Below are 26,771 nucleotides of genomic sequence, written 5' to 3' on the forward strand. Positions count from 1 at the left end.
CATGGCGATCATCGCGCTGGTCTCGGCGAAGGGCTCGCCGGGCGTCACCACCTCGGCGCTGGCCTGCGCGCTGAGCTGGCACCGCCGGCTGGTGCTCGCCGAGTGCGACCCGGCCGGCGGGTCGATCCTCGCCGGCTACCTCGGCGGCGCGCTCGACGGGCCCCGGGGCATCGGCGAGCTGGCCGTGGGCGAGCTGCGCGACGGCAACCTGGAGCAGGCGTTCTGGTCGCAACTGGTCGACCTGGACGCGCCGAAGCGGGAGCGGCTGCTGCTGCCCGGCGTGGTCGACCCGGTGCAGGCCGGCAGCGTCACCCCACTCTGGCAGCGGTTCACCGACTTCTTCGCCGACCTGGAGAAGGGCCAACCGCCGTACGACGTCCTGGTCGACTGTGGCCGGTTGCAGGTGCCCGGCCCGCCGTGGCCGATGCTGCGCGCCGCCGCCGTGGTCCTGCTGGTCACCCGGGCCCACCTGCCCGACCTCTCCGGCACCCGGGCGATGATCCGGGCGATCGAGCGGGACTTCGCCGAGCACCGGGTGCCGCCCGGCACGCTCCGGCTGCTGCTGGTCGGCCCGGGCCACGGCAACGGCGAGGTCAGTAAGGCTCTCGGCGTGCCGGTGATCGCCCGGCTACCGGAGGACACCCGTACCGCCCAGGTGCTCAGCCTCGGCGGCACCGTGCGGGCCGGCCGGCCGCTGATCCGCGCGGCTGCCGCCCTGGAGGTGCCGGTCCGGGCGATGCTGGAACGCCGCCGGGCGCGGCTGGGCTGGCCGGTCGTCCAGGGGGTGCCGGATGCGGTTTGAGCCGGTCTTCCACGACCCGCGCGGCGAGCAGCCGGGCGCCACGTCCATCGTCCCGCCGGTCAACGGCCGCTACCCGCACGCCACCGCCCCGATGCCGGGGCAGCCGGTGGCGGTGCTGCCGCCCGCCCCGCCCGAGACGCCCCGCCCCCGGGTCGACTTCGCCGTGGTCCGCGAGCTGCGCCGGGAGCTGACCGAACGGCTCACCCTCTGGCAGCGGGGCCGGGAGTTCAACCCGGACGAGGAGGACATCGAGCGGGCCCGGCTCGCGGTCGCCGTCGTCTCGGCGTACGCGGACTCGGTGCGCCGGGCCGGCACCCCGATGGCGTCCGGCGAGGAGCGGTTGCTGCTCGACCAGGTGACCGCCGAGCTGGTCGGGCTCGGCCGGCTCCAGACGCTGCTGGTCGACGAGACCATCGAGGAGGTGCACATCCTCGGCTGCGACCAGGTGCGCATCACCCGGCACGGCGGCGGCGTCGACTGGGCCGAGCCGATCGCCGACAGCGACGACGAGCTGGTGGAGATCCTCCAGGCGGCGGCCCGTCGGGCCGGTGCCACCGAACGCTCGCTCTCCACCTCCAAGCCGACGCTCGACCTGCAGCTGCCCGACGGCAGCCGACTCGCCGCGGTCTTCCTGGTCACCCACCGCCCGTACGCGGTGATCCGCAAGCACAACACCCTGGACGTGAGCCTGGACGACATCTGCGGCACCCGGGCCGACCTGGACGAGATGATCGACCCGCTGCTGCGGGACTTCCTCCGCGCCGCGATGCGGGCCGGGCTGAACATCATGGTCGCCGGGCTGGCCGGGGCGGGGAAGACCACCGTCATCCGGGCGCTGATGGACGAGATCCCGGCCGACGAGCCGTACGTGCTGCTGGAGGAGAGCCGGGAGCTGCTGCCGACCCGGCGCGGGATCAAGCACCGGGCGGTGATGAGCTTCGAGGCCCGGGAGGGGCACGGCGAGCGTGGGGCCGACGGCCGGCCCGCCGGCGAGGTGAGCATCGCCGACCTCATCCCGGTGTCGCTGCGGATGGGCGTGCTGCGGATCATCGTCGGCGAGGTCCGGTCCCGGGAGATCGTCCCGATGCTCCAGGCGATGACCACCAGCCGCGGGTCGATGTGCACCATCCACGCCCGTACGCCGGCCGGGGTGAGCGAGCGGATCATCGAGCTGGCGCTGGCCCACGGTCGGGAGATGACGGTCGAGCAGGCCCGCCGGATGGCCGGCAACGCCCTCGACCTGATCGTCTACGTGACGGTGGAGGACGAGACCGCGATCGGCGGCCGCAAGTACCGGTTCGTCTCCCACGTGGAGGAGGTGATCGGGGTCGGCGAGGGCAACCGGATCACCACCACCACGGTCTTCGGTCCCGGGCCGGACGGGCGGGCCGTGCCCCGGCACCTGCCGGAACGGGTCCGCGACCAGCTGCTGCGGATCGGCTACGACGCCCGGCTGCTGAGCCGGTTCATCGAGGCCGGCCAGGGCGCCTGGCGGCGGCCCCGGCACACCCGGCTGGCCGGTCGGGGGAGCCCACGATGACCAGCGACATCGAGCTGATCGCCATGGTCTCCGGGGCGGCCTGCGTGGCCGGGCTGGTGCTGGCCGTGGTGGCGCTGGTCGGGACCCGCCGGCCCGCCGGGCCCCGGCCCGGCGCCCGCAGCCCGCTGCACCGCCTCGGGCTCACCGGCGGCAGCCCGCACGAGCAGCGGTCCCGCCGGCTGCTGCTCGGCGGCGCGCTGCTGGCCGGTGCGCTCGCCTTCCTGGTCACCGGGCTGCCGGTGGTCGGGCTGCTGGTGGCCGTGGCGGTGCCCGGCACCCCGTGGCTGCTCGGCGTGGGCAAGGCCGAACAGCGGGCCATCGAGCGGATCGAGGCGGTCGGCGAGTGGACCCGCCGGCTCAAGGACGTCTCCGCCACCGGGCAGGGTCTCCAGCAGTCGATCGTCGGCACCATCAACACGGTGCCGGAGGAGATCCAGGAGGAGGTACGCCTGCTCGCCGCCCGGCTCCAGGCCGGCTGGCTGGCCCGTTCCGCCCTGCTGGCGTTCGCCGACGAGATCGGCGACCCGGTCTGCGACCAGGTGGTCGCCGCGCTGATCCTGCACCTGACCGACCGGGGTGAGCGGCTCGGCGACGTGCTCGGCTCGATCGCCTCCGCCGCCGCGGCCGAGGTGACGACGCGGCGGGAGATCGAGGCCAAACGCACCCAGCCACGGTTCGCGGTCCGGTTCCTGACCGGGATGACCCTGGCCACCCTGGCGTACGGGCTGGTGAACACCGAGTACGTCCGCCCGTACGGCACGCCGGTCGGGCAGTTCGTGATGACGATTCTCGGCGTCGCGTTCATCGGCCTGCTGGTCTGGGTCCGGTCGATGAGCCAGCCGCCCCGACCGGCCCGCTTCCTGCCGGCCCCCGACCCGCAGGAGGTGGTGGCGTGATCCTCAACTGGCAGCTCACCCTGGCCGTGGTCGGTGGCGCGGTGGTCGGGCTGGGCCTGTTCCTGCTGGTCCGGGAGGCGGTCCCGGCCGCCCCGGCGCTCGGCCCGGCACTGCGCCGGCTGCACCAACCGCCGGGCGTCGGCCCCGCCGGGTCGGCCGGCCGCCGGCTGGAGTGGTTGGGCGGGCTGTCCCGCTGGCTGCGCCCGCCGCACCGGCAGCTCGCCCTGATCGACCGCACGCCCGAGCAGTACACCTTCTCGCTGCTGCTCTCCGCGCTGATCGGGCTGGTCTCGCCGACGCTGATCGCGGCCGGGCTCTTCCTGATGGGCGTCGGCGTGCCGATCGCCGTGCCGGTGCTGGGCAGCCTGACGATGGCGGTGCTCGCCGCCGTGCTCGCCCACCGGGCGGTGCTGACCCGCGCCGAGGCCGCCCGGGACGAGTTCCGCCAGGCCGTCTGCACCTACCTGGACCTGGTGGCCCTGCAACTGTCCGCCGCGCACGGGCCGGTGCAGGCGTTGGAGCGGGCGGCGACCGTCTGCGACGGCTGGGTCTTCGACCGGATCCGGGAGTCGCTGCGGATCGCCCAGATGCAGATGCACTCCCCCTGGGACGAGCTGCGGGACCTGGCCGACCGGATCGGCATCCCGGAACTCGGCGACGTGGGCGCGATCATGCGCACCTCCGGCAGCGAGGGCGCCCAGGTGCACGAGACGTTGCGCAGCCGCGCCGACGCGCTGCGGGACCAGATCCGCACCGACAACCTGGCCCGGGCCGAGGGGGTCACCAGCCGGCTCGACATCCCGGGCGCGCTGCTGGTCTTCGTGCTGCTCGGCTTCGCCGTCTATCCGTTCATGGCCCGCCTGTGAACACACCCCGACAGTAAGGAGCACGCCATGCATCTCTTCGCCTACCTGCACGTCGCGTTGACCACACGGCTGGCCGAGTTGCGCCGCGACGGTGAGCGCGGCGACAGCCCGGTGCCCACCGCCGTGATCATCTTCGGTCTGGTCGCCGCGGCGGTCATCGTCACCGGACTGGTGGCGACCAAGGCCCGCGGCTGGATGGACGCCATTCCGGACCCGGCCCCGTAGGGACGACCGATGCGCCGTCCACCCTCCGCCGGTCCCCGCCGGGCGGCACCCGCCGCCCGGCGTACCGGCGTGCCCGGTGCGCCCCGCCGGCAGGCCCCGCCGCTCGGACGGATCGGGGCGCCGCTGCGGCGGGTCGGGGTTGCCGGCGGTGACCGGGGGGCGAACCCGGTCGAGCTGGCGGTGGTGATGCCGGTGGTGTTCGTGCTGCTCTTCGGCTCGATCCAGGTCGCCGCCTGGTTCGTCGCCCGGGCCACTGCGCTGAACGCGGCGCAGAGCGCGGTCACCGCGCAACGGGTCCAGGCCGCCCCGGCCGGGGCCGGCGAGGCCCGTGCGGTCGCCTTCCTCAATGCGGCCGGGGACTGGCTGGTGGGCTGGAACGATCCGGGGCCGAACTGCGTGGTCGACGGGGGCGGCGTGACCTGCACGGTGACCGGCAGATCCCTCTCCGTCGTCCCCGGTGTGAGCTTCCCGGTGGAGCAGCGGGCACACGGGACGGTCGAACGGTGGACCGCGCCGTGACCGGGCGCGCCGAGCGGGGCTCGGTCTCGGTGGAGGTGGCGGTGCTCGCCCCGGCGTTCATCGCGTTGCTGGTGCTCGCCGGGGTGGCGGGGCGGACGGCGATCGCGCAGGAGGCGATCGGCTCGGCGGCGCACGACGCGGCCCGGGCCGCCTCGATCTCGCGTACCGCCGGTGCCGCCCGGGAGGCCGCCGGGGAGGCGGTGAGCGAGTCGCTGGACTGGCAGCGGCTCAACTGCGAGGGCGCCCCGCAGCTCAGCTTCAGTGGCTCGGTGGGCGGCGTCTCCACCAGCTTCGACGCGGCGTTCGCCAGCGGGCCGGGGCAGGTCGCCACCGTCTCGGTCCAGGTCACCTGCGTGATCTCGTACGCCGACATCCAACTGTCGACCACGCCCGGCATGCCGGACGGGAGCACCGTGTCGGCGCGGTTCACCTCGCCGCTGGACCGCTACCGGAGCCGGGGATGACCGGGCCGGGCCGGGACGCCGGCCGGGTCAGCCTCTTCCTGGCCGTGGCGATGACCGGCGTGCTGGTGGTGATCGGGTTGGCGTTCGACGGCGCCGGCCAACTGCGGTCCATGCAGCGCGCCGACAACCTCGCCGCCGAGGCGGCCCGCTCCGGCGGGCAGGCCATCGACCGGGCCCGGGCCATCGAGGGCGGGCCGAAGGAGATCGACGAGGACGCCGCCCGGGCCGCCGTGGACGGCTACCTCGCCGCGGCCGGCGTCGCCGGCCACACCGTCACGTTCCCCGTCGTGGACGGCGAGAAGCGGGTCCGCGTCCGGGTGACCGTCACCTACGACCGCTACCTGCTCGGCCTCTTCGGCTTCGGCAACACCGTCACCGTCTCGGGCGAGGCCACCGCCCGGGCCATCACCGAGGAACCGTAGGGAAGGAAGGCAGCCATGGCCGCATCCCGTGGCCCCGCCGTACGGCGGGCCGGGCAGATCTTCGCCGGTTTCGGCGCGCTGGTCGTGCTCTGCGCGGTGCTGGCCGGTGCGCCGGTGGCGCTGCTGGCCTTCGCCGGCAACCCGCTCCCCGACCATCTGCCCACCCTCGCGGAGGTCGGCACCACGCTGACCAGCCGGGACGACGGCCAGCTCTTCCTGCGGGCGCTGGCGGTGCTGGGCTGGTTCGGCTGGGCGACGTTCGCCTTCTCCGTACTCGTGGAACTGGGGGCGCAGACCCTGCGCCGCCCGGCGCCCCGGCTGCCGGGGATGCGCCGCCAGCAGAAGGCGGCGGCCGCCCTGGTCGGCTCGGTCGCGCTGATCCTCGCGGCGGCCCCGGCCGCGAGCGCGGCCACGGTGGCGTCCGCGCCGCACCCGGCCGTGGCGACGCTGCCGGTCACCCCGCACGCCGGCCCTTCCACCGCCGGTACGCACCTGACGACAGCCCCGTCGACGTGGAGCGCGGGGCGGGCGGCCGGCACCCCGGTGTACCGGGTCGCCGAGGGCGACTACCTGGGCGACGTGGCCGAACGGTACCTGGACGACTTCGGGCGCTACCGGGAGGTGGCCGCGCTCAACCGGCTGCCCGACGCCGACCGGATCCAGCCCGGGCAGTTGATCAAGCTACCGGCGCGGGCGGACGACACCGGTGCCCGCCGGCACGCCACCGGCCGGCTGGTGGAGGCCGGCTCCACGCCCAGGCGGCCGTCACCGCACCCGCCCGCGGCCACCCCGCCCGCGCCCGAGGGCCACGCCGGCCCGGACACCTCCAGCCCCGGCGGACCCGCGACGGGCCCGCACGCCCGGCCCTCGGCCGGCCCGGAGACCGGACCGCACGCGGGGCCGACGGCCGGGCCGCAGACCCGGCCGCACGCGGGGCCGACGGCCGGGCCGCAGACCCGGCCGCACGCGGGGCCGACCACCGGCCCGAAGGCCGGACCGTCCGCCGGCCCGCAGCCGGGGCGGACCAGTGTGGCGAATCCCGGTGGGGCGGCCGGCCCGAGCCGGGGCGGGAACGCCGGTCGGCCCACGCCGAACCAGCAGCCGCTGCCCCCGGCCGCGCAGCCCGCGGGGGCGCCACCAGCGATGGCCGCCGGAGCGGCCCGGGCCACCGACGACGACGGGATGAACCGCCCGCTGGCCGTCTCCGCGGTGCTCGCCGTGGCGAGCATCGTCGGCGCCCAGATCGGCGCGGTACTCGGACTGCGTCGCCGCCCTCTCCGGACCGCCCGGGCCCTGATCTCCGGCCGGCACCGCCGCGACTGACCCGCCCGGGGCGGTCAGGGGATGCGGGTCTGGAGGACGCCGTCGACCACCCGGGTCGGCAGGATCTGCTGGTCGGTGGCCGCCGGGCCCTGCACGACCTCGCCCCCGTTGAGCCGGAAGGCGCTGCCGTGCCAGGGGCAGACCACGCACGCATGCCCGTCGATCTCCTGGACCTCGCCCTCGCCGAGCGGCCCGCTCTGGTGCGGGCAGCGCTCCAGCATCACGGTGACCTCGTCGCCGTGCCGGTAGAGGATCACCGACACGTCGTCCACCTCGCGGGTGACCAGTTCACGTTGCGGCAGGCTGGCCAGGTCGGCAACGGCCTGCCACTCGTCGCTCATCCGGTGCAGCTCGGAGACGCTCTGGCTGACCTGGGCGCCCTGCTTGTACGCCAGGTGCCCGCCGATGTACGCCCCGAGGCTGGCCGCGCTCAGTCCCAGGTACGCCAACGCCCGCCCACTGCCGTGCCGGCCGTTGAGCCGGGCGGCCAGCGAGCCGGCGTAGAGCGCCAGCCCGACGGTGTTGGAGGCGGCGTGCACCAGCCCGATCCGGCGTTGGTCGCGGGAGAGGGCGGCCCAGTCGTTGAGGCCGGCCACGGCCGCCGGCACCGCGCTGACGGTGCCGAGGGCGACCAGTGTGGTCGCGGCGCGCCGCTGGCCGGGCAGCAGGTCGACCACGGCGGCGCTGATCCAGGCGCCGACGGGCACCTGCACCATCGCCGGGTGCAGCGGGTGGCCCAGCCACACCCCGTGCAGCAGGTCGCGGACCCGCTGCGGGCGCAGGGTGGCCTGGACGGCTCGTTGGAGCCGGTCACCGACCCGGTCCAGGGATGAGTTCTGTTCGATCCTGTTCATCAGCGCTCGCACCTTCTCCGACTTCCCGGCAGGAGCGACCGCAAACCGGGCGACGGGCACCGGACGGCGCTCGTCGCCCGATCGGGGGATCACCGCCAGTCGGCGACCTTCGGTCGGAGCACCGCCCCCCGGAACAGTTCGTCCAGGTCGCCGCCGAGGGCGCGCAGGGTCGCCCCATCGTTGGCGGTGAGTTCCAGGTAGAGGCCCTGGGCGTTGTAGACCTGGAGGCTGGCGCCGCCGGCACCGGACGTGCGGCGGCGGGCCGGGTGCCCGTCGAGGGTCGAGTCGGGGTCGGCGAGCACCGAACCGTCGCCCTTCTCCGAGGTACGGGGCATCAGCTGCACGGTCAGCGGCCAGTCGCCGTACTTCGTGCGTTTGCCGGCGCCGTAGGCGAGGCGTGCGTCCCAGCCACCGCCGGATCGGGTGGTCACCTGGAACGACATCGGCTTCAGCGCGGACGGCAGGGTGCGGAAGGCGACCGGGAGGCGGACCGGCCGGTCGACGGCGTAGCGGATGTCGAGGGCGATCCGGCGGACGAGGGCCTGCGGGTCGGTGCCGTCCGGCACGTTGATCAGGCCCACCTCCGCCCAGGCGCCCGGGGCGTACTGCCAGCGCAGGGCGGCGCCCCGGCCGACGACGGGCAACGAGTTCCACCAGGCGGGGCGGCCGGCGACCGGTTCGGCGGCGGTGAGGCCGGCCGTGCCGACGCTCCCGGCGGGGCGGTCGAAGAAGTCGTCGTCCGCCAGGGCGATGTCGTGTCCCCGGGGCACCATCCGCAGCATGAGCCGCATCCCCTCCCCCACGACCTGGGGCGGGCTCGCCGCGTACATGGTGAGTCGGGTGGGTCCGGTGACGACGGTCCGGTCGGTGAGGCCGGCGGGGAGCCAGCCGAGGTCGGCGTACTGGCGGGCCGGGTCGAAGGCGGTCGGCGCCCGGTCGGGCAGCGGGGCCGCGGCGGTCGGCGCGGCGGTCGCCGTGGGCAGCGCGGCCACCGGTGGGGGCGCGGGCCGGTCGCGGGGGTCGAGCAGGGTCGGTGCGGTGGCGACGAGCGCCACGACGGCGAGCCCGGCGGTGGCCGAGGCGGCGATCCGCCGGTGCCGGATCCGCCGCCGCCCGTCGCGTACGGCCCGGTGCAGGTCCACCCCGGAGGGTGGCAGCGGCGTGTCCCGGAGCGGCTCGAGGAGCTTCCCGTCGGTCATCTTCCCTCTCCCGTGATCACGTAGTCGGCGGCGCCGAGCAGGCGGCGCAGGCGGGCCAGCCCCTGTGAGGTCTGGCTCTTGACGGTGCCGGCGGTGCAGCCGAGGGTGGCGGCCACCTCGTCGACCGGCCGGTCGTGCAGGAAGCGCAGCACCAGCACGGCCCGCTGCCGGGGCGGCACCTGGGCCAGCGCGGCGTGCAGCAGCTCCCGGTCCTCGACGGCGTCCCCGATCGGCGTCGCCGTCGGCTCGGGTGGGGTGTCCGTCAGGCGTACCCGGGACCAGAGCCGGCGTTTCTCGTCGAGGAAGACCCGGACCAGGACCGTCCGGACGTACGCGTCGAGGTTCTGCGCCTCGCGGGCCCGCCGCCAGTTGACGTAGAGCCGGGTGACGGCCGTCTGGACCAGGTCGTCGCCCCGGTGCGGGTCGCCGGTGAGCTGACAGGCGATCCGGCGCAGCAGCGGCAGCCGCGCGGTGACGTACTCGACGTACTCCTGCTCCAGGTCCGCCCGCATCCACCCAACCCCGTTCGTGTGTGATTCCACCCCGCTGACGGGCCCGGCCCCCGTCCAGGTTGTACGGCTCTGCGGGCGGAGCGGAATTCAGCCGATCAGCCAGCCCGCTCGGCCCGCCGGGCACTGGATTATCGAAGATTTTTATGGTATTATGCCCGATTGTCCGGGTTAGCGTGGCGGCCATGACGACGACCATGAACAGCCGACTCCGCCGCTTCCTCGACACCATCGCCGCCACCGGGAAGGCGCTCGACCCCGACGCGCTGAGCCGCGGTTTCACCGACCCGTTCCTCGCCGCCGACCCCACCGGCGCCCGACCCGTGCCCCGCGCCGCGTTCCTCCGGGCGCTGCCGAAGCGGGCCGACGCGTTCACCACCGCCGGCATCGGCGCGGCCCGGCTGGTCTCGGTGGACCACCAGCGGCTCGACGACCACTACCTGCTCGTCCGTACCGAGTGGAGCGCTCCGCGGCTGGACGGGGAGGGCGACGTTCCGCTGGCGTCGACGTTCCTGCTCTACGACGACGGCACCGACCTGCGGGCGGTGCTCTACCTCAACCACCAGGGCCTCCCGAAGCCGACCGCCGGAGCCTGAGCCCGACACGCCCACAGCATGTGGTGTAGTGGCTTTTTCCGAGCCACTACATCTAGGATCAGTGGCACTGCTGGTGCGACCCGTCCGACGGGTCCGCCAGGCGTCGACGCCCGCCAGGTGTCGCGCCGAACAGGGAACCCGGTGCGAGTCCGGGACTGCCCCGCAGCGGTGAGCGGGAACGAGAGCCGTCAACTGAGCACTGGGCCCGACGGGGCCCGGGAAGCGACGGCCGGTAGGCCAGCGCGTCGCCAACGCGTCCGCCCGCGAGTCCGAAGACCTGCCAGCAGTGCGCGCCCGCCGGGTGCGCGTACCACCTCGGGGCCTCGTGGGAGGGCCGTCGAGCCGCAACGGGACACCGCCGGCACACCGACCGGCGGCGCTCCGGCGTGCCGTCGTGCCCTCCCCACGGTCCACACCGACCATCCAGGAGAGCACGTGACGGCGTCATCCACCCTTGCCCCGCCCGCGGTCGACCAACTGCGGGAACTGCTGCACCGGCACGACCTGCCCGACACCGACCCGGAGCGGATCCTCGCCCTGGTCGAGTCGGGGCGTACCGCCCGGGCCGACGCGGCGGAGCTGACCGGGCTGGCCATCTCGGCGGCGGCCGGCCTGATCGCCGAGGAGCCCGCGTACGCGAAGCTGGCCGCCCGGCTGCTCGCCGCCCGGACCGCCGACGAGACCCGGGAGCAGGGCATCCTGCGGTTCTCCGACAGCGTCGCCGCCGCGTACGCCGAGGGGCTGCTGGACCCGGACTTCGCCGGCTTCGTGGCCGCGCACGCCGACGCCCTCGACGGCCTGGTCGACCACGCGCACGACGCGGCGTTCGAATACTTCGGCCTGCGTACGCTCACCGACCGCTACCTGCTGCGACACCCGGAGACGCGGGCGGTGCTGGAGCGCCCGCAGCACTTCTGGCTGCGGGTCGCCACCGGCCTGTCGGACACCGTCGCCGAGGCCGCGGCGCTCTACCGGCGGATGTCCCGGCTGGCCTACCTGCCCAGCTCGCCGACCCTGTTCAACGCGGGCGCCCGGCACCAGCAGCTCTCCTCCTGCTTCCTGGTCGACTCACCCCGGGACGAGCTGGACTCGATCTACCAGCGGTACACGCAGATCGCCCGGCTGTCGAAGTTCGCCGGCGGCATCGGGGTGTCCTGGTCCCGGGTGCGTTCGCGGGGGTCGCTGATCCGGGGCACCAACGGCCGCTCCAACGGCATCGTGCCGTGGCTGCGGACGCTGGACGCCAGCGTGGCCGCGGTCAACCAGGGCGGCCGGCGCAAGGGCGCGGCCTGCGTCTACCTGGACACCTGGCACGCCGACGTCGAGGAGTTCCTGGAGCTCAAGGACAACACCGGCGACGAGGCCCGGCGGACCCACAACCTGAACCTGGCCAACTGGGTGCCGGACGAGTTCATGCGCCGGGTCGAGGCGGACGCCCAGTGGTCGCTCTTCGACCCGAAGGAGGTGCCGGAGCTGGTCGACCTGTGGGGCGAGGAGTTCGACACCGCGTACCGGGCGGCGGAGGCCGCCGGCCGGGCGGTCCGCACGCTGCCGGCCCGTTCCCTGTACGCCCGGATGATGCGCACCCTGGCGCAGACCGGCAACGGCTGGATGACCTTCAAGGATGCGGCGAACCGCACCTGCAACCAGGTCGGCAACGGCGGCGGGGTGGTGCACCACTCCAACCTGTGCACCGAGATCCTGGAGGTGACCAGCGACGACGAGACGGCGGTCTGCACCCTCGGCTCGATCAACCTGGCGGCGCACGTGCGGGACGGCGAGGTCGACTTCGCCACGCTGGGCGAGACGGTGCGGATCGCGGTCGGCGCGCTGGACCGGGCGATCGACCGGAACTGGTTCCCCACCGAGGAGGCCGGGACGGCGCACCGGCGGTGGCGTCCGCTGGGGCTGGGCGTGATGGGGCTGGCCGACGTGTTCGCCGCGCTGCGGCTGCCGTTCGACTCGGCGGCGGCGCTGGCGCTCTCCACCCGGATCGCCGAGGAGGTCGCCCTGGCCGCGTACGACGCGTCGGCCGACCTGGCCGCCGCGAAGGGGGCGCACCCGGCGTACCCGCTGACCCGGGCGGCGGGCGGGGTGCTGCACCCGGACCACTGGCCGGACGCCCGCCCCACCCGACCGGAGGCGTGGGCCGCGCTGCGGGAGAAGGTCGCCCGGCACGGGCTGCGCAACTCGCTGCTGGTGGCGATCGCCCCGACGGCGACGATCGCGTCGATCGCCGGCTGCGCGGAGTGCGTGGAGCCGCTGGTGTCGAACCTGTTCAAGCGGGAGACCCTCTCCGGGGAGTTCCTCCAGGTCAGTCGCCACCTGGTGGCGGACTTGAAGCGGCTGGGCCGGTGGGACGCGCCGACCCGCGAGGCGATCAAGCGGGCCGACGGGTCCGTCCAGGAGCTGGACAACCTGCCGGCGGAGTTGAAGGCGTTGCACCGCACCGCGTGGGAGCTGCCGCAGAAGGCACTGATCGACCTGGCCGCCGCCCGGGCGCCCTACGTCGACCAGTCGCAGTCGCTGAACCTGTTCCAGGCCAGCCCCACCATCGGCCGGCTCTCCTCGATGTACGCGTACGCCTGGCGGGCCGGCCTGAAGACGACCTACTACCTGCGGTCCCGCCCGGCCACCCGGATCGCCCAGACCACGGTGAGCAGCAACCTGATCGCGCTCGCGCCCGCCGACGACAGCGCCGTCGCCTGCTCGCTGGAGAACCCGGAAGTCTGCGAGGCCTGCCAGTGACGATGCTGCTGGATTCCGGCATGGACCTGACCCTGCGACCGATGCGCTACCCGGAGTTCTACGAGCGGTTCCGGGCCGCCATCCGCAACACCTGGACGGTGGAGGAGGTGGACCTGGCCTCCGACGTACCCGATCTGGCGAAGCTGTCACCCGGCGAACGGCACCTGGTGCACCGCCTGGTGGCGTTCTTCGCCACTGGCGACTCGATCGTGGCGAACAACCTGGTGCTCAACCTCTACCAGCACGTCAACGCGCCCGAGGCCCGGCTCTACCTGTCCCGGCAGCTCTTCGAGGAGGCGGTGCACGTCCAGTTCTACCTGACCCTGCTGGACACCTACCTGCCCGACCACGAGGAGCGGGTGAAGGCGTTCGCGGCGGTCGAGCACATCCCGTCGATCCGGGACAAGGCGGAGTTCTGCTTCCGTTGGATCGACTCGATCGGCAGCCTGCACCGGCTGGAGACCCGGGCCGACCGGCGGGCGTTCCTGCTCAACCTGATCTGCTTCGCGGCCTGCGTGGAGGGGCTGTTCTTCTACGGCGCCTTCGCCTACGTCTACTGGCTGCGCTCGCGCGGCCTGCTCTCCGGCCTGGCCACCGGCACCAACTGGGTGTTCCGCGACGAGTCGATGCACATGGAGTTCGCCTTCTCGGTGGTGGACACGGTCCGTGCCGAGGAGCCGTCACTCTTCGACTCCACCATGGAGACCGAGGTGCGGACCATGCTCGACGAGGCCGTCGCGGCGGAGCTGGCGTTCGCCCGGGACCTCTGCGGGGAGGGCCTGCCGGGGATGAACACCGCCGACATGCGCCGCTACCTGGAGTACGTCGCCGACGCGCGGCTCGCCCGACTCGGCCTTCCTCCGGCGTACGGGTCGGCCAACCCGTTCCCGTTCATGGAGTTGCAGGACGTGCAGGAGCTGACGAACTTCTTCGAGCGGCGGGTGTCGGCCTACCAGGTGGCCGTGGGGGGAACGGTGGCGCTGGACGAGGCCTTCTGACCCGGCGTTAGCCCGTCCGGGCCCGCTCGTCCCGCCGTCGGTGGGCGGGCCCGGGTGCCCCCTTCGCCACCCTGTCGACCTGATGGCACAAACGACTCAGCGCGGTCCGGTCAGCGGGCGCGGGCCCAGGCGAGGAAGCGCTCGGTCAGGTCCGCCGGCACGACATGGCCGTTGCGGTCCGGGACTCCAAGGACCGGTCCGGCCCTACCCTCACCTTCGCCCCCGCAGTCTGGCAATCCTTCGTCCGGGACGTGGCCGGACGCCCTTGAGGTGCCGGCGGCCCCGCCCCTGAGTCGTTCACGCCATCAGGTCGACAGCCAGCGAAAGACACCACCCCGCGCCGGCACCGGCCCCGGAACAGACCCAGGGCCGAACGTGGGCGAGGACCGGCCCCAGGCGGAACGTGGGCCCGATCAGGCCCCCGGGCCGTGGCGCGCGGGCGGCACCGCCGGGCATGCTGTCCCGATGGGCGTACGGGTGGAACGCGACGGGCCGGTGACCACGGTGATCCTGGACCGGCCGGCGGCCCGCAACGCCGTCGACGGCCCGACCGCGCGGGCGCTGGCCGACGCGTTCCGCGCCTTCGAGGCCGACCCCACCGCGGCGGTCGCCGTGCTCTGGGGAGCCGGCGGCACGTTCTGCGCGGGGGCCGACCTCAAGGCCATCGGTACGCCCAGCGGCAACCGGGTCGAACCGGAGGGCGACGGCCCGATGGGCCCCACCCGGATGTCGCTGTCCAAGCCGGTCGTCGCCGCGATCTCCGGGTACGCCGTGGCCGGCGGCCTGGAGCTGGCGCTCTGGTGCGACCTGCGGGTCGCCGAGTCCGACGCCACCCTCGGGGTGTTCTGCCGGCGGTGGGGCGTACCGCTGATCGACGGCGGGACGGTCCGGCTGCCCCGGCTCATCGGGGAGAGCCGGGCGATGGACCTGATCCTCACCGGCCGGCCCGTCGGCGCCGACGAGGCGTACGCGATGGGGTTGGTGAACCGGCTGGTCGCGCCGGGCGAGGCGCGGGCGGCGGCCGAGCGGCTCGCCGCCGAGATCGCCCGGCACCCGCAGACCTGCCTGCGCAACGACCGCGCCTCGGTCCTCGCCACCGCCGGCCGGCCCGAGCCGGAGGCGCTCGCCGTCGAGCTGACCTACGGGATGGGCTCGCTGGCCACCGACGCGGCGGCCGGAGCGGCCCGGTTCGCCGCCGGCGCGGGCCGGCACGGCACCGCGCCCTAGCGCAGGTCCTTCAGCGCCGTCTCGATCGCCCGGTGGAAGGTCGGGTACGCGTAGATCATATGCCGGAGCTGGCTGACCGGCACCGCCGCGTGCACCGCCACCACCAGCCCGGAGAGCACCTCGCCGCCGGCCGGGCCGACCGAGGTGGCCCCGATCAGCACGCCCTGGTCGGCGTCGGCGACCAGCTTGATGAAGCCGTCGCCGGGGGTCTTGTGGATCCAGCCGCGGGTGGACGACGACAGCTCGGCGAAGCCGATCTGCACGTTGATCCCCCGGTCCCGGGCCTGCTGCTCGGTGAGGCCGACCGCGCCCACCTCCGGGTCGGTGAAGGTCACCCGGGGCAGGGCCCGGTAGTCGGCGACCGGGACGCTGCCGGGCGCGACGGTCGACCCGCCGGCGCTCATCGCCCCGCCGACGGCGCTGACCACGCCGGCCGCGCCGCCGACCACGCTGGCGGTGCCGCTGGCGTCCGGCCCGCCCTTGGCGCGGCGCACGTGGTCGAGCACGTCGGCCACGACGATCCCCGCCTGGTACATGGCGATGTGGGTGAACGCACCCTCGCCGGTGAGGTCGCCGACCGCCCAGATCCCGTCGGCGGCGTGCATCCGGTTGTCCACCGGCAGGTACCGCTGCTTCGCGTCCACCCCGACGCTGTCCAGGCCCAGCTCCTCCAGGTGGGCCCGGCGGCCGGTGACCACCAGCAGCCGCTCGCCGGTGTACGACCCGCCGCCCGCGTGCACGGTGAACGCCGAACCGTCGTGGCTGACCCGCTCCGCCTTGACGCCCGTCTCGATGGTGACGCCGTCGGCGCGCAGCGCCTTCGCGGCCACCTCGGACGACTCCGGCTCCTCCACGGCGAGCACCCGGTCGGCGGCCTCGATCACCATCACCCGCACCCCGAACCGGGCGAAGACCTGCGCCAGCTCCAGCCCGATCGCCCCGCCGCCGAGCACCAGCAGCGTGTCCGGCAGCTCCTCGACCTCGATCGCCTGGTGGTTCGTCCAGTACGGCGTGTCGGCCAGCCCCTCGATCGGCGGCACCGAGGGGCGGGTGCCGGTGCCCAGCACGATCCCGTGCCGAGCCTGGTACACCTGGTCGCCGACGCGTACCCGGCCGGGGCCGTCGAGCCGCCCGGCGCCCCGGACGAACCGGCCGCCCCTGCCGGTGAACCGGTCCACCGCCGCCCGGTCGTCCCAGGTGTCGGTGGCCTCCTCGCGGATCCGCTTCGCCACCGGCGCCCAGTCCGCCCGGACCTGCGCCGAACCGGCCAGCTCGTTGACCCGGTGCGCCTCGGCCAGGGCGTTCGCCGCCCGGATCATCATCTTGCTCGGGATGCAGCCCCAGTACGGGCACTCGCCGCCGACCAGGTCCCGTTCGACGCCGACGACGCTGAGGCCGGCCTCGGCGAGTCGCCCGGCCACCTCCTCGCCGCCCACGCCCAGCCCGACGACGACCACGTCCACGATCTCCGGCTCCGTCACCCCGCCAGCATTGCGCACCGCCGGGCCGCCGGCCACCACGCCCGGGCGGAATTCCCCCGCCCGTAATGATCCTCACCGCCTACCGTGGCGGGATGCACGCGCGCTTCGCCCCGGTCCGGGACTGCTTCCACGACCTCTTCGCCGCCAGCCGGGAGACCGGGGCGGCGCTGACCGTCCGGTACGCCGGGGAGACCGTGGTCGACCTGGTCGGCGGGACCCGTGCGGCGGTCCCACCCGGGGTGGTGGTGCCGGCGGTGGGCGCCGACCGGCCGTGGCGGCCGGACACCCTGGTGAACGTCTACTCGGTGGGCAAGCCCGTCGTCGCGCTCTGCCTGCTGATCCTCGTCGACCGGGGGCGGGTGGAGCTGGACGCGCCGGTGTCGGCGTACTGGCCGGGGTTCCGCACCCCGGCGACCGTGCGGCAGGTGCTCAGCCACACCGCCGGGCTGCCGGCCTTCCCGGTGCCCCGGCCCGCCGGGTCGGTCACCGACTGGGCGCTGCTCTGCGCCGACCTGGCCGCCGCCGACCCCGAGTGGGAGCCGGGGGCGAGCGCGGGCGAGCACGCCTGGACGTACGGGCATCTGGTGGGCGAACTGGTCCGGCGGGTGGACGGGCGGACGGTGGGCCGGTTCCTGGCCGAGGAGGTCGCCGGTCCGTGGGGACTCGACCTGGCCTTCGGACTGGGTGCCACCGACCGGCGGCGGTGCGCCGACCTGTCGTACGCCGATCGGGGCTGGCCGGACGCGACCCGGGGTGAGCCGGGGTCGCTGCGGGCCCGGGCGCTGGACAACCCGCCCGGTGGCCGGGACGTGGCGGTGGTGAACGGGGCGGCCTGGCGGGCCGCGGAGATCCCGGCGGTGAACCTGCACGCCACCGCCACCGCGCTGGCCCGCCTCTACGGCGGACTGCTGGCCGGCGGCACCCTGGACGGCGTACGGCTGCTCTCCCCCGACCTGGTGGCGGAGGCGACCCGGGTGCAGTACGACGGCCCGGACCTGGTGCTGGACCGGCGGGCGTACTGGACGTTGGGCATGCAGTGGGAGCCGGACGGCAGCTGGGGCATGGGCGGGATCGGTGGCAGCAGCGCCTGGGCGGACCCGGAACGCGGCTACACCTTCGCCTACGCGACGGCCCGGCTGGCCGCCCACGACCGGGTCGACGAGCTGGTCGAGGCGCTGCACTCCTGCCTGTGACTCCTCAGCCGTCCAGCCGCGCGTAGTAGCGGACCAACGGCAACCCGGTGAATCCCGCCTTCTCGTACGTCCGGCGGGCGGGGGCGTGCCCGTCTTCCCCGCCGGTGCCGACCACGGCCAGGGTCACCCCGGCGGCCCGCAGCAGCTCCACCGACTTTCCGCCGTGGGGGCGGGAGCATCGCCGCCCACCCGCCCCCGTCACCTTCCGTTACGGGCGCCGCCGATCACCCGGCGTCACCAGCCCGCCCGGGTCCACGTTCCTTCCTCCGCCGCTTTGCTCTGCTGCCACCCAAGCAACACAGTGCTGAACAGCGGTTCAACCATCTGGAGAGCCCGCATGACGGCCACTGCGGGTGACTTTCGGTGACTGTTGCGCGGGTGGCAGCAGAGCAAAGGGAGCGGAGACAGGTCGGCGGGGCGGCCGGGCAATCGCGCTCGGTGACGCTGATCGGCCAAGCCCAGCCGCAGGCGGGCAGCCCGACCACGGCCGGGCAGCGCAACCGTGGGACTGGTCAGCGCATCCAGACCGGGTCGGCGCCGGGGACCTCCAGCGGGGCCGGGTAGTCCAGCGTCCGGCGTGCCTCCGGGGGCAGCCGCCACGGCTGGTGCACCGCCTTGCCCGCCACGGAGGCCAGCTCGGGCACCCAGCGCCGGACGTAGTCGCCGGTCGGGTCGTACCGTTCGGCCTGCCGGACCGGGTTGAGGCTCCGGTAGGGGCGGCTGTCGTTGCCGGTGCCGGCCACCCACTGCCAGTTGCCGGAGTTGTTCGCCACGTCCCCGTCGAGCAGCCAGCGGGCGAAGACCGCCACCCCGGGCCGCCAGTCCAGCCCGAGCACCTTGGTCAGGTAGCCGGCGGTGATCAGGCGGGCCCGGTTGTGCATCCAGCCCTCGGCGCGCATCTGCCGCATCCCGGCGTCCACGATCGGCATGCCGGTCCGGCCCTCGGTCCAGGCGGCCATCGCCTCGTCGTCGTACCGCCAGTCCTCGCTCGCGCCGCGCCGGTACGCCTTCGTCGAGATCTCCGGGAAGGCGGCGGTCACCTGGTAGTAGAAGTCGCGCCAGCAGAGCTGCCGGACGAACGGGTGGGACCGGTCGCCGGCCCGCTCGGCCACCGCCAGCGGGGAGACGCAGCCGAACCGCAGGTACGGGCTGAGCCGCGAGGTCTCGTCGCCGGCCATGTCGTCGTGGATGTCGTCGTACCGGTCCAGGGTCGGCAGCCACTGCTTCAGCCGGCGCCGGGCGTGCGACTCACCGCCGGGGGCGGCGTCCGGTGACTCGCCCTCCGGCAGCGCCGGCAGCCGCCCGACCTGGACGCCGTCGGGCAGCTCGACCCGCTTCGGGGCGGCCAGTTCCGCCCGCCGGTCCACCCCCTGCCAGACCCGGAAGTAGGGGCTGAACACCCGGTAGTGATCGCCACCTGTCGGGCGCACCGCCCCCGGTTCGACGACGGTCAGGCCGGGGAAGAGCTTCAGGTGCAGCCGGTGCCGCTCGCACTCCTCGCGCAGCCGGCGCTCGCGCCGGGCGGCGTACCGGCTGACGTCGGCGGAGAGCGCCACCGCCTCGGCGCCCACCTCACCGGCCAGCCGGATCGTCTCCGCCACCGGGTCACCCCGGCGGATCACCAGGTCGCCGCCGCGCTCGCGGAGCGCGTCGCGCAGCTCGGCGAGGCACTGGTGCAGGAACCGGGTGCGGTTGGGTGACCACTCGGCCAGCGCGGGGTCGAGGACGTACAGCGGCACCACCCGGTCGAAGGCCGCGCAGCTGGTGGCGAGCGCCGGGTGGTCGTGCAGCCGCAGGTCGCGGGTGAGCAGGACGACCGCCGTACGCCCGCTCACGGGGTGGGGGTCGGCCCGGGGACCAGCACCGGCGTCCCGGTCCGGGTGAGCAGGGCCCGGGCGGCCACCGACATCCGCCGTCGCTGCGGGACCAGGGCCCGCCGGACGAAGACGTCGTAGTCCTGGGCGGCCACCTCGTCGAGGATGCCGCCGTAGAGCGCGTACGCGGTGCGCATGCAGGCCTGCGAGGCGGGACTGAGCAGTGGGATGCCCGGCGCGGCGGCGGCGTAGTGGGCCTGGGCGCGGGTCACCTCGTACTCGATCAGTTCGCGGATCTTCCCGGTGGTGCGGCCGGCGGCCCGCGCGGCGAACAGGTCGTCGCGGCTGACGTTGAACTTGGCCAGGTCCTCGTCCGGCAGGTACGTCCTGCCCCGGTCCAGGTCCTCGGCGACGTCCCGGATGAAGTTGGTGAGCTGGAAGGCGAAGCCGAGCTGCCGGGCGGGTTCCCGGGCACCCGCCGGGTCGTGGCTGCCCAGGATCGGCAGCATCATCGTGCCGATGACGGCGGCCGAGCCCTCCATGTAGTCGAGCAGGTCGTCGTAGGTCCGGTACGAGGTGACCGTGAGGTCCATCGCCATGCTGCGCAGGAACGACGCGAAGTCGTCGCGGTCCAGGTCGAACACGGCGATGGTGTGCAGCACGGCGGGGAGCAACGGGTCGTCGACCGGTTCGCCGTGCAGGCCGGCGAGGAAGCGGGACGCCCACTCGTCGAGGCGGGCGGCGCGTTCGGCGGGCGGAAGGTCCTCGGTCCGGTCGACGATCTCGTCGGCGAACCGGGTGAAGCCATACAAAGCGTGCACGTGACGCCGTTTCCAAGCGGGGAGCAGCCTGGTGGCGAGATAGTAGGTGCGGCCATGGCGTCTGTGCAGCTCACGGCTCCGGTCATAGGCAGCGGTGAGATCGTTTTCCACCGGCCCTCCTCAATTATCGACGCACCAATCGACGCAACTCGTAACCCTAGGGTACGCTCGCCAACATGGCCAACGACGCAGTTGCGGGTAATGCGCTGAGTGTCGCCCCGGCCGGAATCGGCGACGGGGACGATCCGGTCCGCGGCGTGCTGGCCGCCTTCACCAGGGACCTGATCACCGCCGTCGACGAGACCCTCGCCGGTTTCCTGGCCACCGAGGTCGCCTCGCTCGGCGGGATCGACGCAGCGATGGGCGGATTCGCCGCCACCGCGCGGGACTGCGTGCTGGCCGGCGGCAAACGGGTCCGCCCGACCTTCGCGTACTGGGGCTGGCGGGGCGTGGTCGGCGGCGACGAGCCGCTGCCGCCGGTGCTGCCGGCGCTCGCCGCGCTGGAGCTGCTGCACACCTTCGCCCTGGTCCACGACGACGTGATGGACGCCTCCGACACCCGCCGGGGCCTGCCCACCGCCCACCGGGCCGCCGCCGAGCGGCACCGCGCGGCCGGGCACGCCGGCGACCCGGACCGGTTCGGCGAGGCCGTCGCCGTGCTGATCGGCGACCTCTGCATGGTCTGGGCCGACCGGCTGCTCGGCCACGCCGCCCTGCCCCCGGCCCGACTGCTCGACGTGCGGCGCTGCTACGACCAGATGCGCGTCGAGACGGTGGCCGGGCAGTTCCTCGACGTGCTCGGCGAGCACGACGCGGCGAACTGGTCGGTGGACCGGGCGCTGCGGGTGGCCCGCTACAAGACCGCCAGCTACACCGTCCAGCGCCCGCTGCTCTTCGGCGCCTGCCTGGCCGGCGTCGCCCCGGACGCGCCGCTGATCGCCGCGTACACCCGCTACGGCCTGGCCGTCGGCGAGGCGTTCCAGCTCTGCGACGACCTCCTCGGCGTGTACGGCGACCCGGAGACCACCGGCAAACCGGCCGGCGACGACCTGCGTACCGGCAAGCCGACCGCGCTGCTGATGGTGGCCCGGCAGCTCGCCACGCCGGCGCAGCGCCGGTCCCTGGACCGGGTCGGTGAGGCCCTCACCGACCGGGACGTGGACCTGCTGGCCGAGCTGGTGGTCGACACCGGTGCCGTGCACCGGATCGGCCGCATGATCGACGAACGGGTGACCGAGGCGCTGACCGCGCTGGAGTCCGCGTCGATCGACGAGACGGCGCGCATCGCGCTGACCGGTCTCGCCACCGCCGCGACCAAGCGACGGGCATGATGGGCAACTTTGCGAAGGAGGTGGTCACGTGCGGACCGTGAACGGACGTACGGACCGGGTGGTGGTCGTGGGCGCGGGCCTCGGTGGGCTGGCGTGCGCGCTGCACCTGGCCGGCAGCGGACGACAGGTGACCGTCCTGGAACGTGAGCCGGTGCCGGGCGGGCGGGCCGGCCGGCTCAGCGTCGACGGGTACGAGTTCGACACCGGCCCGACGGTGCTGACCATGCCGGACCTGATCGCCGAGGCGCTCGGCGCGGTCGGCGAGGAGCTGGACGACTGGCTCGACCTGACCCCGGTCGACCCGGCCTACCGGGCGTACTACCCGGACGGGTCGACGCTGGACGTGCTCACCGACACCACCCGGATGGCGGCCGAGATCTCCCGGGTCTGCGGGCCGCGGGAGGCCGACGGCTACCTGCGCTTCGTGGACTACGCGCGCAACCTCTGGGAGTGGGAGCGGGCCGACTTCATCGACCGCAACCTGGACGCCCCGACCGACCTGATCACCGCCAACCTGCTGAAGCTGCTGGCCAACGGCGCGTTCCGGCGACTCCAGACCAAGATCAACCAGTTCTTCCGCGACCCGCGTACCCAGCGGATCTTCTCCTTCCAGGCCATGTACGCCGGCCTCGCGCCGCACGACGCGCTGGCCATCTACAGCGTCATCGCGTACCTCGACTCGGTGGCCGGGGTGTTCTTCCCGCGCGGCGGCATCCACGCCGTGTCCCGCGGGATGGCCGGCGCCGCCGAGAAGCACGGCGTGCAGATCCGCTACGGCACCACGGTCGACCGGGTGGAGACCGCCAACGGCCGCGCCACCGGCGTGGTCACCGCCGACGGCGAGTTCGTCCCGGCCGACGTGGTGGTGCTCAACCCGGACCTGCCGGTCGCCTACCGGGACCTGCTGCCCGAGGGGCGGGCCCGGAAGCTGACCTACTCGCCCTCCTGCGTGGTCCTGCACGTCGGCTCGAAGCAGGGCTATGAGAAGATCGCCCACCACAACATCCACTTCGGACGGAAGTGGAAGGGCACCTTCGACGAGGTGATCCGCCGCGGCGAGCTGATGACCGACCCGTCGCTGCTGGTCACCAACCCGAGCCGGACCGACCCCTCGGTCGCCCCGGCCGGCCGGCACACGTACTACGTGCTCGCGCCGGTGCCCAACCTCGACCGGGCGCCGTTCGACTGGCGGGGTGACCTCGGCCGCCGCTACGCCGACCAGCTGATCGGCACCCTCGAGGAGCGCGGCTACGTCGGCTTCGGCGACGGCGTCGAGGTGCTGCGCACGATCACCCCCGCCGAGTGGGAGGAGCAGGGCATGGCCGCCGGCACGCCGTTCGCCGCCGCGCACAGCCTCTTCCAGACCGGGCCGTTCCGCCCGTCCAACCTGCACCGCAGCCTCGACAACGTGGTCTTCACCGGCTCCGGCACCCAGCCCGGCGTCGGCGTGCCGATGGTGCTGATCTCCGGCAAGCTGGCCGCCAACCGGATCACCGGTGCCGGCCGATGAACGCCGCCACCGCCCGGGTGACCAGGTGAGCGCCCGCGAGGCCCATCTGGTCGAGCTGGTCGACGACGGCGGCCAGCCACTGGGCGAGGCCACCGTCTCCGCCGCCCACCGGCCACCCGGCCGGCTGCACCGGGCGTTCTCGGTGCTGCTGGTCGCGCCGGACGGGCGGGTGCTGCTGCAACGACGGGCCGCGGTGAAGACCCGGTTCCCGCTGCGCTGGGCCAACTCGTGCTGCGGTCACCCCGCGCCCGGGGAGTCGCTCGCCGAGGCCGCCAACCGGCGCCTCGGCGAGGAGCTCGGCGCCGCGCCGGTCACCCTCACCGAGGTCGGGGTGTACGTCTACTACGCCGAGGACCCGGCGACCGGCCGGGTCGAGTTCGAGTACGACCACGTGCTCCGCGCCGACGTGCCGGCCGACGTCACCGTGCTGCCCGACCCGGACGAGGTGGCCGAGCTGCGCTGGGTCGACCCGGTGCGGCTGATGTCGGAGATCGATGCCGACCCCCGCGCGTACGCCCCCTGGCTGGGCGGGGTGGTCAGCCGACTGCTGCGCTCCGCCGACGCCGGCTCCGGAAAGCCGGTCGGCACCCCCGCGCACGACGACGCGTCGGAGCGGTCGGGTGGCCGATGAGGCGCTGAGCGCGGGGGCCGTCGCGCGCCGGCTGGGCGTGGCGGTCACCACGCTGCGCACCTGGCACCAGCGGTACGGTCTCGGCCCCAGCCAGCACGTCCCCGGTCACCACCGGCGCTACACGCCGGCCGACCTGGCGCGCCTGGAGATCATGCGCAAGCTCACCGCGGAGGGGGTGACCCCGGCCGAGGCGGCCCGGTGGGCCCGGCAGGCACCCGCGGTGGACCCGGCCGAGCTGGCCGGGTCCGGTCGGCTGCGACCGGCCCGGCACGGCGGTGGGCTCACCATCCCGGTGGGCCGGGCCGGACCGGCGGCGCGCGGGCTGGCCACGGCCGCCATGCGACTGGACTCGGCCGCGATCGGGGAGACCATCGCGCACGCGCTGGCCACCGACGGCGTGGTGGCCACCTGGGAGGGGCTGCTCCGCCCGGTCCTGGCCGGCATCGGTGAGCGGCACGCCGCCACCGCCGGGCTGATCGACGTCGAGCACCTGATGTCCCGGTGCGTCTCCGAGGCGTTCGCCGCCGTCGCCCGGTCCGCCCCGGCCACCGGCCCGGCCCGGGTCCTGCTCTCCTGCGCCGATGAGGAACAACACACCCTGCCGTTGGAGGCGCTCGGCGCGGCGCTGGCCGAGGTGGGTGTCGCATATCGGATGCTCGGCGCGCGGGTGCCGACCGCCGCCCTGGTCGAGGCGGTCAACCGGACCGGTCCCGCCGCCGTCGTGGTCTGGTCGCACACCCGGGCCACCGCCGACCCCGCCCAGCTCGCGGCCCTGCTGGCCGCCCCGCGCCGACCCCTGCTGGTGCTCGCCGCCGGGCCCGGCTGGCGGGCCGACATGCTGCCCGCCGGAGTGGTCCGGCCGGTGGACCTGGCCGAGGCGGTGTCACTCGCCGTGGCCGTCCGGGATTCCCTGGACCAGACCATGACAAGCTGAACGGATCTACCGAACGTCACGCTCCGTCCATTACCGTCAGGTCGGTCCGCGCACCGATCCCCTCCGGAGCGAACATGACTTCACGCGCCGTATCGGCGATCTGCCTCAGCCTGCTGCTCGCCCTGAGCGGCTGCGGGGACCCCGTCCGGCACGTCGTCGGGGCCGGCGCGGGTGGTCCCGTCCCGGCCGCCTCCGGCACACCGGCCCCCACCGGGCCGGAGCCGACGTCCGCCCCGAAGCCGGAGCCGACGCCCAGCAGTCCGCCGCGTCCCGTCCGGCCCACCCCGCCGCCCCCGCCGAAGCTGCGGCCGCTGCCGAAGCAGCTCCCGGCCGACCTGCGCCGTAACACCGGCGTGCGGGCGGTGGCCCTCACCTTCGACGACGGACCCAGCCCGGCCTGGACCCCGCAGTTGCTCGACCAGCTGCGCGCCGCGCACGTCACCGCGACCTTCTGCGTGGTGGGCGTCCAGGTGAAGCGGCACCCCCAGCTGGTGGCCCGGATCGTCCGCGAGGGGCACCAGCTCTGCAACCACAGCTGGCGGCACGACATGGATCTCGGCCGCCGACCGCTGGCCGAGATCCGGGCCGACCTGGTCCGCACCAACCGGGCCATCCAGGCCGCCGCGCCGGGCGCCAAGGTGCCCTTCTTCCGGCAGCCCGGTGGCCGCTGGACCGGCGAGGAGATCCCGGTGGCCCGGCAGCTCGGCATGCGACCGCTGCACTGGAGCGTCGACCCGCAGGACTGGGCGAGGCCCGCCCCGCCGGTGATCACCAAGCGGGTGACCACGACGGTCCGGGCCGGCGCGGTGGTCCTGATGCACGACGGCGGGGGAAACCGCGCCTCGACCATGGCCGCCTGCCGCTTCCTGATCCCCGAACTGAAGCGCCGGTACGGCGTGACCCGGCTCCGCTGACCCTCGCTGACCTGCGGTTATGCGCTCGACTGTGCGCCGCGCCATACCGATTTGGTCGGCCAGCCGATCATCACGTATGCTTTCCAAGCCTCCGGCGGGGCCGGATGGGAGCAAGTCCGCTTGAAGTTGCGAGTGTGCAATGATGGCGGGGCCGCCCTCATCGTCTAGCGGCCCAGGACGTCGCCCTTTCAAGGCGGTAGCACGGGTTCGAATCCCGTTGGGGGCACGATCCGGCTTCGGTCGGAGGCAACAGAGCAAGGTCCTGTGGAGCAGTTGGAGTGCTCGCCGCCCTGTCAAGGCGGAGGTCGCGGGTTCAAGTCCCGTCAGGACCGCAAGCGCTGACGCCGCGCGATGTTTGCGCGGCGTTCTGCGTATCGGAGCAGATACCCTCGCGGGTACGATGTTCCGAGCGGTACGGCCAGGTAGCTCAGTTGGTACGAGCGTCCGACTGAAAATCGGAAGGTCGGCGGTTCGACCCCGCCCCTGGCCACATAGCCTTTCGCCGGGCTACAGAGATCCCCACCAGCGGAAACGCGGGTGGGGATCTTGCTTTTCCCGGGCCCCGACGGCCTTCACCGGCCGCCTCGCGGCCCCGCGCCGGGTCAGCGTCGGACCAGCGTCCACCACCCCAGCGCGCCCAGCACGAGCAGCAGCGCCACCGCGAACAGGACGCTGCCGACCGGGTGCGGCACGGAGGCGAGGGACGGCACCTGCTGGACCAGCACGCCCGCACCGATCAGGGCCACCGTGCCACCCCACCGGACCGGCTCGGACCGCTGGGCCGCCGTCAGGTGGGCGACCCGCACCCAGGCCACCGGGAACCGTCGCGTCACCGCCACCCGCCCGCCGATCAGCACCAGGCCGAAGCCGAGGGCCACCAGAACGAGACGCAGGGCCAGCGCCACCGGATCAGGGTCATCCACACTCATGCGACCCATCATTCAAGCGCTGTCA

At 74.3% G+C, this 26,771-nt stretch carries 28 protein-coding genes, 3 tRNA genes and 1 riboswitch; of the genes, 23 read left to right on the forward strand and 8 right to left on the reverse strand.

The features are described from left to right. Nucleotide 1 precedes the first annotated feature (1 nt). From GA0070564_RS06335 to GA0070564_RS06375, 9 genes are read left to right on the forward strand one after another with little or no spacing between them, the layout of a single operon-like run. Nucleotides 2-802 carry a CpaE/TadZ family protein gene (locus GA0070564_RS06335; protein WP_091603759.1) on the forward strand — a complete coding sequence of 267 codons (801 nt, stop codon included), beginning with the start codon at nt 2-4 and terminating at the stop codon, nt 800-802. Further along, entirely contained in the window at nt 792-2,342 is a 1,551-nt protein-coding gene (locus GA0070564_RS06340; RefSeq protein WP_091603762.1) for a TadA family conjugal transfer-associated ATPase, read from the forward strand. Before GA0070564_RS06335 ends, GA0070564_RS06340 begins: the two co-directional genes overlap by 11 nt. Then, nucleotides 2,291-3,238 carry a type II secretion system F family protein gene (locus GA0070564_RS06345; protein ID WP_176730589.1) on the forward strand — a complete coding sequence of 316 codons (948 nt, stop codon included), beginning with the start codon at nt 2,291-2,293 and terminating at the stop codon, nt 3,236-3,238. The genes GA0070564_RS06340 and GA0070564_RS06345 overlap by 52 nt, the downstream gene beginning before the upstream one ends. After that, complete coding sequence (locus tag GA0070564_RS06350) at nt 3,238-4,104, forward strand: type II secretion system F family protein (protein WP_091604662.1); 867 nt, start codon at nt 3,238-3,240, stop codon at nt 4,102-4,104. The genes GA0070564_RS06345 and GA0070564_RS06350 overlap by 1 nt, the downstream gene beginning before the upstream one ends. Nucleotides 4,105-4,131: 27 nt before the next feature. Further along, nucleotides 4,132-4,329, forward strand: coding sequence for a hypothetical protein (locus GA0070564_RS06355; protein ID WP_091603768.1), 198 nt, complete (start codon nt 4,132-4,134; stop codon nt 4,327-4,329). A gap of 9 nt (nt 4,330-4,338) precedes the next feature. Beyond that, nucleotides 4,339-4,848 carry a TadE/TadG family type IV pilus assembly protein gene (locus GA0070564_RS06360; protein WP_091603771.1) on the forward strand — a complete coding sequence of 170 codons (510 nt, stop codon included), beginning with the start codon at nt 4,339-4,341 and terminating at the stop codon, nt 4,846-4,848. Continuing rightward, on the forward strand, nt 4,833-5,312 hold the full coding sequence (locus GA0070564_RS06365) for a TadE/TadG family type IV pilus assembly protein (protein WP_245669818.1): 480 nt from the start codon (nt 4,833-4,835) through the stop codon (nt 5,310-5,312). Before GA0070564_RS06360 ends, GA0070564_RS06365 begins: the two co-directional genes overlap by 16 nt. Next, nucleotides 5,309-5,734 carry a pilus assembly protein TadG-related protein gene (locus GA0070564_RS06370; protein ID WP_091603774.1) on the forward strand — a complete coding sequence of 142 codons (426 nt, stop codon included), beginning with the start codon at nt 5,309-5,311 and terminating at the stop codon, nt 5,732-5,734. The genes GA0070564_RS06365 and GA0070564_RS06370 overlap by 4 nt, the downstream gene beginning before the upstream one ends. Before the next feature lie 15 nt (nt 5,735-5,749). Then, complete coding sequence (locus GA0070564_RS06375; protein WP_091603777.1) at nt 5,750-7,057, forward strand: LysM peptidoglycan-binding domain-containing protein; 1,308 nt, start codon at nt 5,750-5,752, stop codon at nt 7,055-7,057. A 14-nt stretch (nt 7,058-7,071) separates the two neighbouring features. On the opposite strand, the gene GA0070564_RS06380 is transcribed toward GA0070564_RS06375, so the two are convergent. The 3 genes from GA0070564_RS06380 to GA0070564_RS06390 all read right to left on the reverse strand — a co-directional run bounded on the left by GA0070564_RS06380 (nt 7,072) and on the right by GA0070564_RS06390 (nt 9,622). Beyond that, the gene (locus GA0070564_RS06380; RefSeq protein WP_245669819.1) at nt 7,072-7,911 is read right to left on the reverse strand and encodes a Rieske (2Fe-2S) protein; all 840 of its coding nucleotides are present in this window, start codon (nt 7,909-7,911) and stop codon (nt 7,072-7,074) included. Nucleotides 7,912-8,000: 89 nt separating this feature from the next. Continuing rightward, complete coding sequence (locus GA0070564_RS06385) at nt 8,001-9,110, reverse strand: hypothetical protein (protein ID WP_091603783.1); 1,110 nt, start codon at nt 9,108-9,110, stop codon at nt 8,001-8,003. Then, on the reverse strand, nt 9,107-9,622 hold the full coding sequence (locus GA0070564_RS06390; protein WP_091603786.1) for a SigE family RNA polymerase sigma factor: 516 nt from the start codon (nt 9,620-9,622) through the stop codon (nt 9,107-9,109). The genes GA0070564_RS06385 and GA0070564_RS06390 overlap by 4 nt, the downstream gene beginning before the upstream one ends. A 182-nt stretch (nt 9,623-9,804) precedes the next feature. Here GA0070564_RS06390 and GA0070564_RS06395 point away from each other — a divergent pair, with 182 nt between their 5' ends. From GA0070564_RS06395 to GA0070564_RS06415, 5 genes are all read left to right on the forward strand, one after another. Continuing rightward, entirely contained in the window at nt 9,805-10,215 is a 411-nt protein-coding gene (locus GA0070564_RS06395; protein WP_141714707.1) for a hypothetical protein, read from the forward strand. A gap of 116 nt (nt 10,216-10,331) precedes the next feature. Further along, nucleotides 10,332-10,497: riboswitch (cobalamin riboswitch) on the forward strand. 195 nt (nt 10,498-10,692) lie between these two features. After that, complete coding sequence (locus tag GA0070564_RS06400) at nt 10,693-12,963, forward strand: ribonucleoside-diphosphate reductase subunit alpha (protein WP_425412425.1); 2,271 nt, start codon at nt 10,693-10,695, stop codon at nt 12,961-12,963. A 2-nt stretch (nt 12,964-12,965) separates the two neighbouring features. Beyond that, nucleotides 12,966-13,961 carry a ribonucleotide-diphosphate reductase subunit beta gene (locus tag GA0070564_RS06405; RefSeq protein ID WP_091603792.1) on the forward strand — a complete coding sequence of 332 codons (996 nt, stop codon included), beginning with the start codon at nt 12,966-12,968 and terminating at the stop codon, nt 13,959-13,961. 164 nt (nt 13,962-14,125) lie between these two features. Beyond that, a complete protein-coding gene (locus tag GA0070564_RS06410; protein WP_091603795.1) occupies nt 14,126-14,230 on the forward strand; it encodes a DUF397 domain-containing protein in 105 nt (34 codons plus the stop codon). 196 nt (nt 14,231-14,426) lie between these two features. Further along, on the forward strand, nt 14,427-15,188 hold the full coding sequence (locus GA0070564_RS06415; protein WP_091603797.1) for a crotonase/enoyl-CoA hydratase family protein: 762 nt from the start codon (nt 14,427-14,429) through the stop codon (nt 15,186-15,188). Here the strand turns inward: GA0070564_RS06415 and GA0070564_RS06420 are convergent. Further along, the gene (locus tag GA0070564_RS06420; protein WP_091604671.1) at nt 15,185-16,669 is read right to left on the reverse strand and encodes a dihydrolipoyl dehydrogenase family protein; all 1,485 of its coding nucleotides are present in this window, start codon (nt 16,667-16,669) and stop codon (nt 15,185-15,187) included. The genes GA0070564_RS06415 and GA0070564_RS06420 overlap by 4 nt on opposite strands. A 92-nt stretch (nt 16,670-16,761) precedes the next feature. On the opposite strand from GA0070564_RS06420, the gene GA0070564_RS06425 reads away from it, so the two are divergent. Next, the gene (locus GA0070564_RS06425) at nt 16,762-17,862 is read left to right on the forward strand and encodes a serine hydrolase domain-containing protein (RefSeq protein ID WP_091604674.1); all 1,101 of its coding nucleotides are present in this window, start codon (nt 16,762-16,764) and stop codon (nt 17,860-17,862) included. 4 nt (nt 17,863-17,866) lie between these two features. Here GA0070564_RS06425 and GA0070564_RS06430 read toward each other — a convergent pair whose 3' ends face one another. The 3 genes from GA0070564_RS06430 to GA0070564_RS06440 all read right to left on the reverse strand — a co-directional run bounded on the left by GA0070564_RS06430 (nt 17,867) and on the right by GA0070564_RS06440 (nt 20,608). Beyond that, nucleotides 17,867-18,013 carry a hypothetical protein gene (locus tag GA0070564_RS06430; RefSeq protein ID WP_218104878.1) on the reverse strand — a complete coding sequence of 49 codons (147 nt, stop codon included), beginning with the start codon at nt 18,011-18,013 and terminating at the stop codon, nt 17,867-17,869. Nucleotides 18,014-18,374: 361 nt separating this feature from the next. Continuing rightward, nucleotides 18,375-19,697, reverse strand: a complete 1,323-nt coding sequence (locus GA0070564_RS06435) for a cryptochrome/photolyase family protein (protein ID WP_091603800.1) — start codon at nt 19,695-19,697, stop codon at nt 18,375-18,377. Further along, the gene (locus GA0070564_RS06440) at nt 19,694-20,608 is read right to left on the reverse strand and encodes a phytoene/squalene synthase family protein (RefSeq protein WP_091603803.1); all 915 of its coding nucleotides are present in this window, start codon (nt 20,606-20,608) and stop codon (nt 19,694-19,696) included. Before GA0070564_RS06440 ends, GA0070564_RS06435 begins: the two co-directional genes overlap by 4 nt. Nucleotides 20,609-20,673: 65 nt before the next feature. Between GA0070564_RS06440 and GA0070564_RS06445 the strand changes: the two genes are divergently transcribed. The 8 genes from GA0070564_RS06445 to GA0070564_RS06480 all read left to right on the forward strand — a co-directional run bounded on the left by GA0070564_RS06445 (nt 20,674) and on the right by GA0070564_RS06480 (nt 26,307). Next, nucleotides 20,674-21,828 (forward strand): polyprenyl synthetase family protein, encoded by a 1,155-nt coding sequence (locus GA0070564_RS06445; protein WP_091603811.1) that lies wholly within the window; start codon nt 20,674-20,676, stop codon nt 21,826-21,828. 28 nt (nt 21,829-21,856) lie between these two features. Next, a complete protein-coding gene (crtI, locus tag GA0070564_RS06450) occupies nt 21,857-23,338 on the forward strand; it encodes a phytoene desaturase family protein (protein WP_091603814.1) in 1,482 nt (493 codons plus the stop codon). A gap of 25 nt (nt 23,339-23,363) precedes the next feature. Further along, nucleotides 23,364-23,969, forward strand: a complete 606-nt coding sequence (gene idi / locus GA0070564_RS06455) for an isopentenyl-diphosphate Delta-isomerase (protein WP_091604680.1) — start codon at nt 23,364-23,366, stop codon at nt 23,967-23,969. Continuing rightward, entirely contained in the window at nt 23,959-24,903 is a 945-nt protein-coding gene (locus tag GA0070564_RS06460; RefSeq protein WP_091603817.1) for a MerR family transcriptional regulator, read from the forward strand. Before idi ends, GA0070564_RS06460 begins: the two co-directional genes overlap by 11 nt. Nucleotides 24,904-24,977: 74 nt before the next feature. After that, nucleotides 24,978-25,817 carry a polysaccharide deacetylase family protein gene (locus tag GA0070564_RS06465; protein WP_091603820.1) on the forward strand — a complete coding sequence of 280 codons (840 nt, stop codon included), beginning with the start codon at nt 24,978-24,980 and terminating at the stop codon, nt 25,815-25,817. Between the two features lie 153 nt (nt 25,818-25,970). After that, nucleotides 25,971-26,043 (forward strand) — tRNA-Glu (locus GA0070564_RS06470). A 32-nt stretch (nt 26,044-26,075) separates the two neighbouring features. Continuing rightward, a tRNA-Asp gene (locus GA0070564_RS06475) sits at nt 26,076-26,149 on the forward strand. Between the two features lie 84 nt (nt 26,150-26,233). Then, nucleotides 26,234-26,307: transfer RNA gene (locus GA0070564_RS06480), tRNA-Phe, on the forward strand. A gap of 112 nt (nt 26,308-26,419) precedes the next feature. On the opposite strand, the gene GA0070564_RS06485 is transcribed toward GA0070564_RS06480, so the two are convergent. Then, nucleotides 26,420-26,746 carry a hypothetical protein gene (locus GA0070564_RS06485; protein ID WP_141714708.1) on the reverse strand — a complete coding sequence of 109 codons (327 nt, stop codon included), beginning with the start codon at nt 26,744-26,746 and terminating at the stop codon, nt 26,420-26,422. Nucleotides 26,747-26,771 lie beyond the last annotated feature (25 nt).

Origin of the sequence: Micromonospora mirobrigensis, assembly GCF_900091555.1 — a bacterium.
GTDB classification, from domain to species: domain Bacteria; phylum Actinomycetota; class Actinomycetes; order Mycobacteriales; family Micromonosporaceae; genus Micromonospora; species Micromonospora mirobrigensis.

Excerpts from the sequence above, each read along its gene's own strand:
- GA0070564_RS06395 (WP_141714707.1), top strand. The coding sequence starts at position 9,805 with ATGACGACGACCATGAACAGCCGACTCCGCCGCTTCCTCGACACCATC.
- GA0070564_RS06380 (WP_245669819.1), bottom strand. The coding sequence starts at position 7,911 with ATGAACAGGATCGAACAGAACTCATCCCTGGACCGGGTCGGTGACCGG.
- GA0070564_RS06360 (WP_091603771.1), top strand. The coding sequence starts at position 4,339 with ATGCGCCGTCCACCCTCCGCCGGTCCCCGCCGGGCGGCACCCGCCGCC.
- GA0070564_RS06465 (WP_091603820.1), top strand. The coding sequence starts at position 24,978 with ATGACTTCACGCGCCGTATCGGCGATCTGCCTCAGCCTGCTGCTCGCC.
- GA0070564_RS06340 (WP_091603762.1), top strand. The coding sequence starts at position 792 with ATGCGGTTTGAGCCGGTCTTCCACGACCCGCGCGGCGAGCAGCCGGGC.
- GA0070564_RS06355 (WP_091603768.1), top strand. The coding sequence starts at position 4,132 with ATGCATCTCTTCGCCTACCTGCACGTCGCGTTGACCACACGGCTGGCC.
- GA0070564_RS06415 (WP_091603797.1), top strand. The coding sequence starts at position 14,427 with ATGGGCGTACGGGTGGAACGCGACGGGCCGGTGACCACGGTGATCCTG.
- GA0070564_RS06385 (WP_091603783.1), bottom strand. The coding sequence starts at position 9,110 with ATGACCGACGGGAAGCTCCTCGAGCCGCTCCGGGACACGCCGCTGCCA.
- GA0070564_RS06390 (WP_091603786.1), bottom strand. The coding sequence starts at position 9,622 with ATGCGGGCGGACCTGGAGCAGGAGTACGTCGAGTACGTCACCGCGCGG.
- GA0070564_RS06410 (WP_091603795.1), top strand. The coding sequence starts at position 14,126 with ATGGCCGTTGCGGTCCGGGACTCCAAGGACCGGTCCGGCCCTACCCTC.
- GA0070564_RS06405 (WP_091603792.1), top strand. The coding sequence starts at position 12,966 with ATGCTGCTGGATTCCGGCATGGACCTGACCCTGCGACCGATGCGCTAC.
- GA0070564_RS06335 (WP_091603759.1), top strand. The coding sequence starts at position 2 with ATGGCGATCATCGCGCTGGTCTCGGCGAAGGGCTCGCCGGGCGTCACC.
- GA0070564_RS06425 (WP_091604674.1), top strand. The coding sequence starts at position 16,762 with ATGCACGCGCGCTTCGCCCCGGTCCGGGACTGCTTCCACGACCTCTTC.
- GA0070564_RS06370 (WP_091603774.1), top strand. The coding sequence starts at position 5,309 with ATGACCGGGCCGGGCCGGGACGCCGGCCGGGTCAGCCTCTTCCTGGCC.
- GA0070564_RS06445 (WP_091603811.1), top strand. The coding sequence starts at position 20,674 with ATGGCCAACGACGCAGTTGCGGGTAATGCGCTGAGTGTCGCCCCGGCC.
- GA0070564_RS06375 (WP_091603777.1), top strand. The coding sequence starts at position 5,750 with ATGGCCGCATCCCGTGGCCCCGCCGTACGGCGGGCCGGGCAGATCTTC.
- GA0070564_RS06485 (WP_141714708.1), bottom strand. The coding sequence starts at position 26,746 with ATGAGTGTGGATGACCCTGATCCGGTGGCGCTGGCCCTGCGTCTCGTT.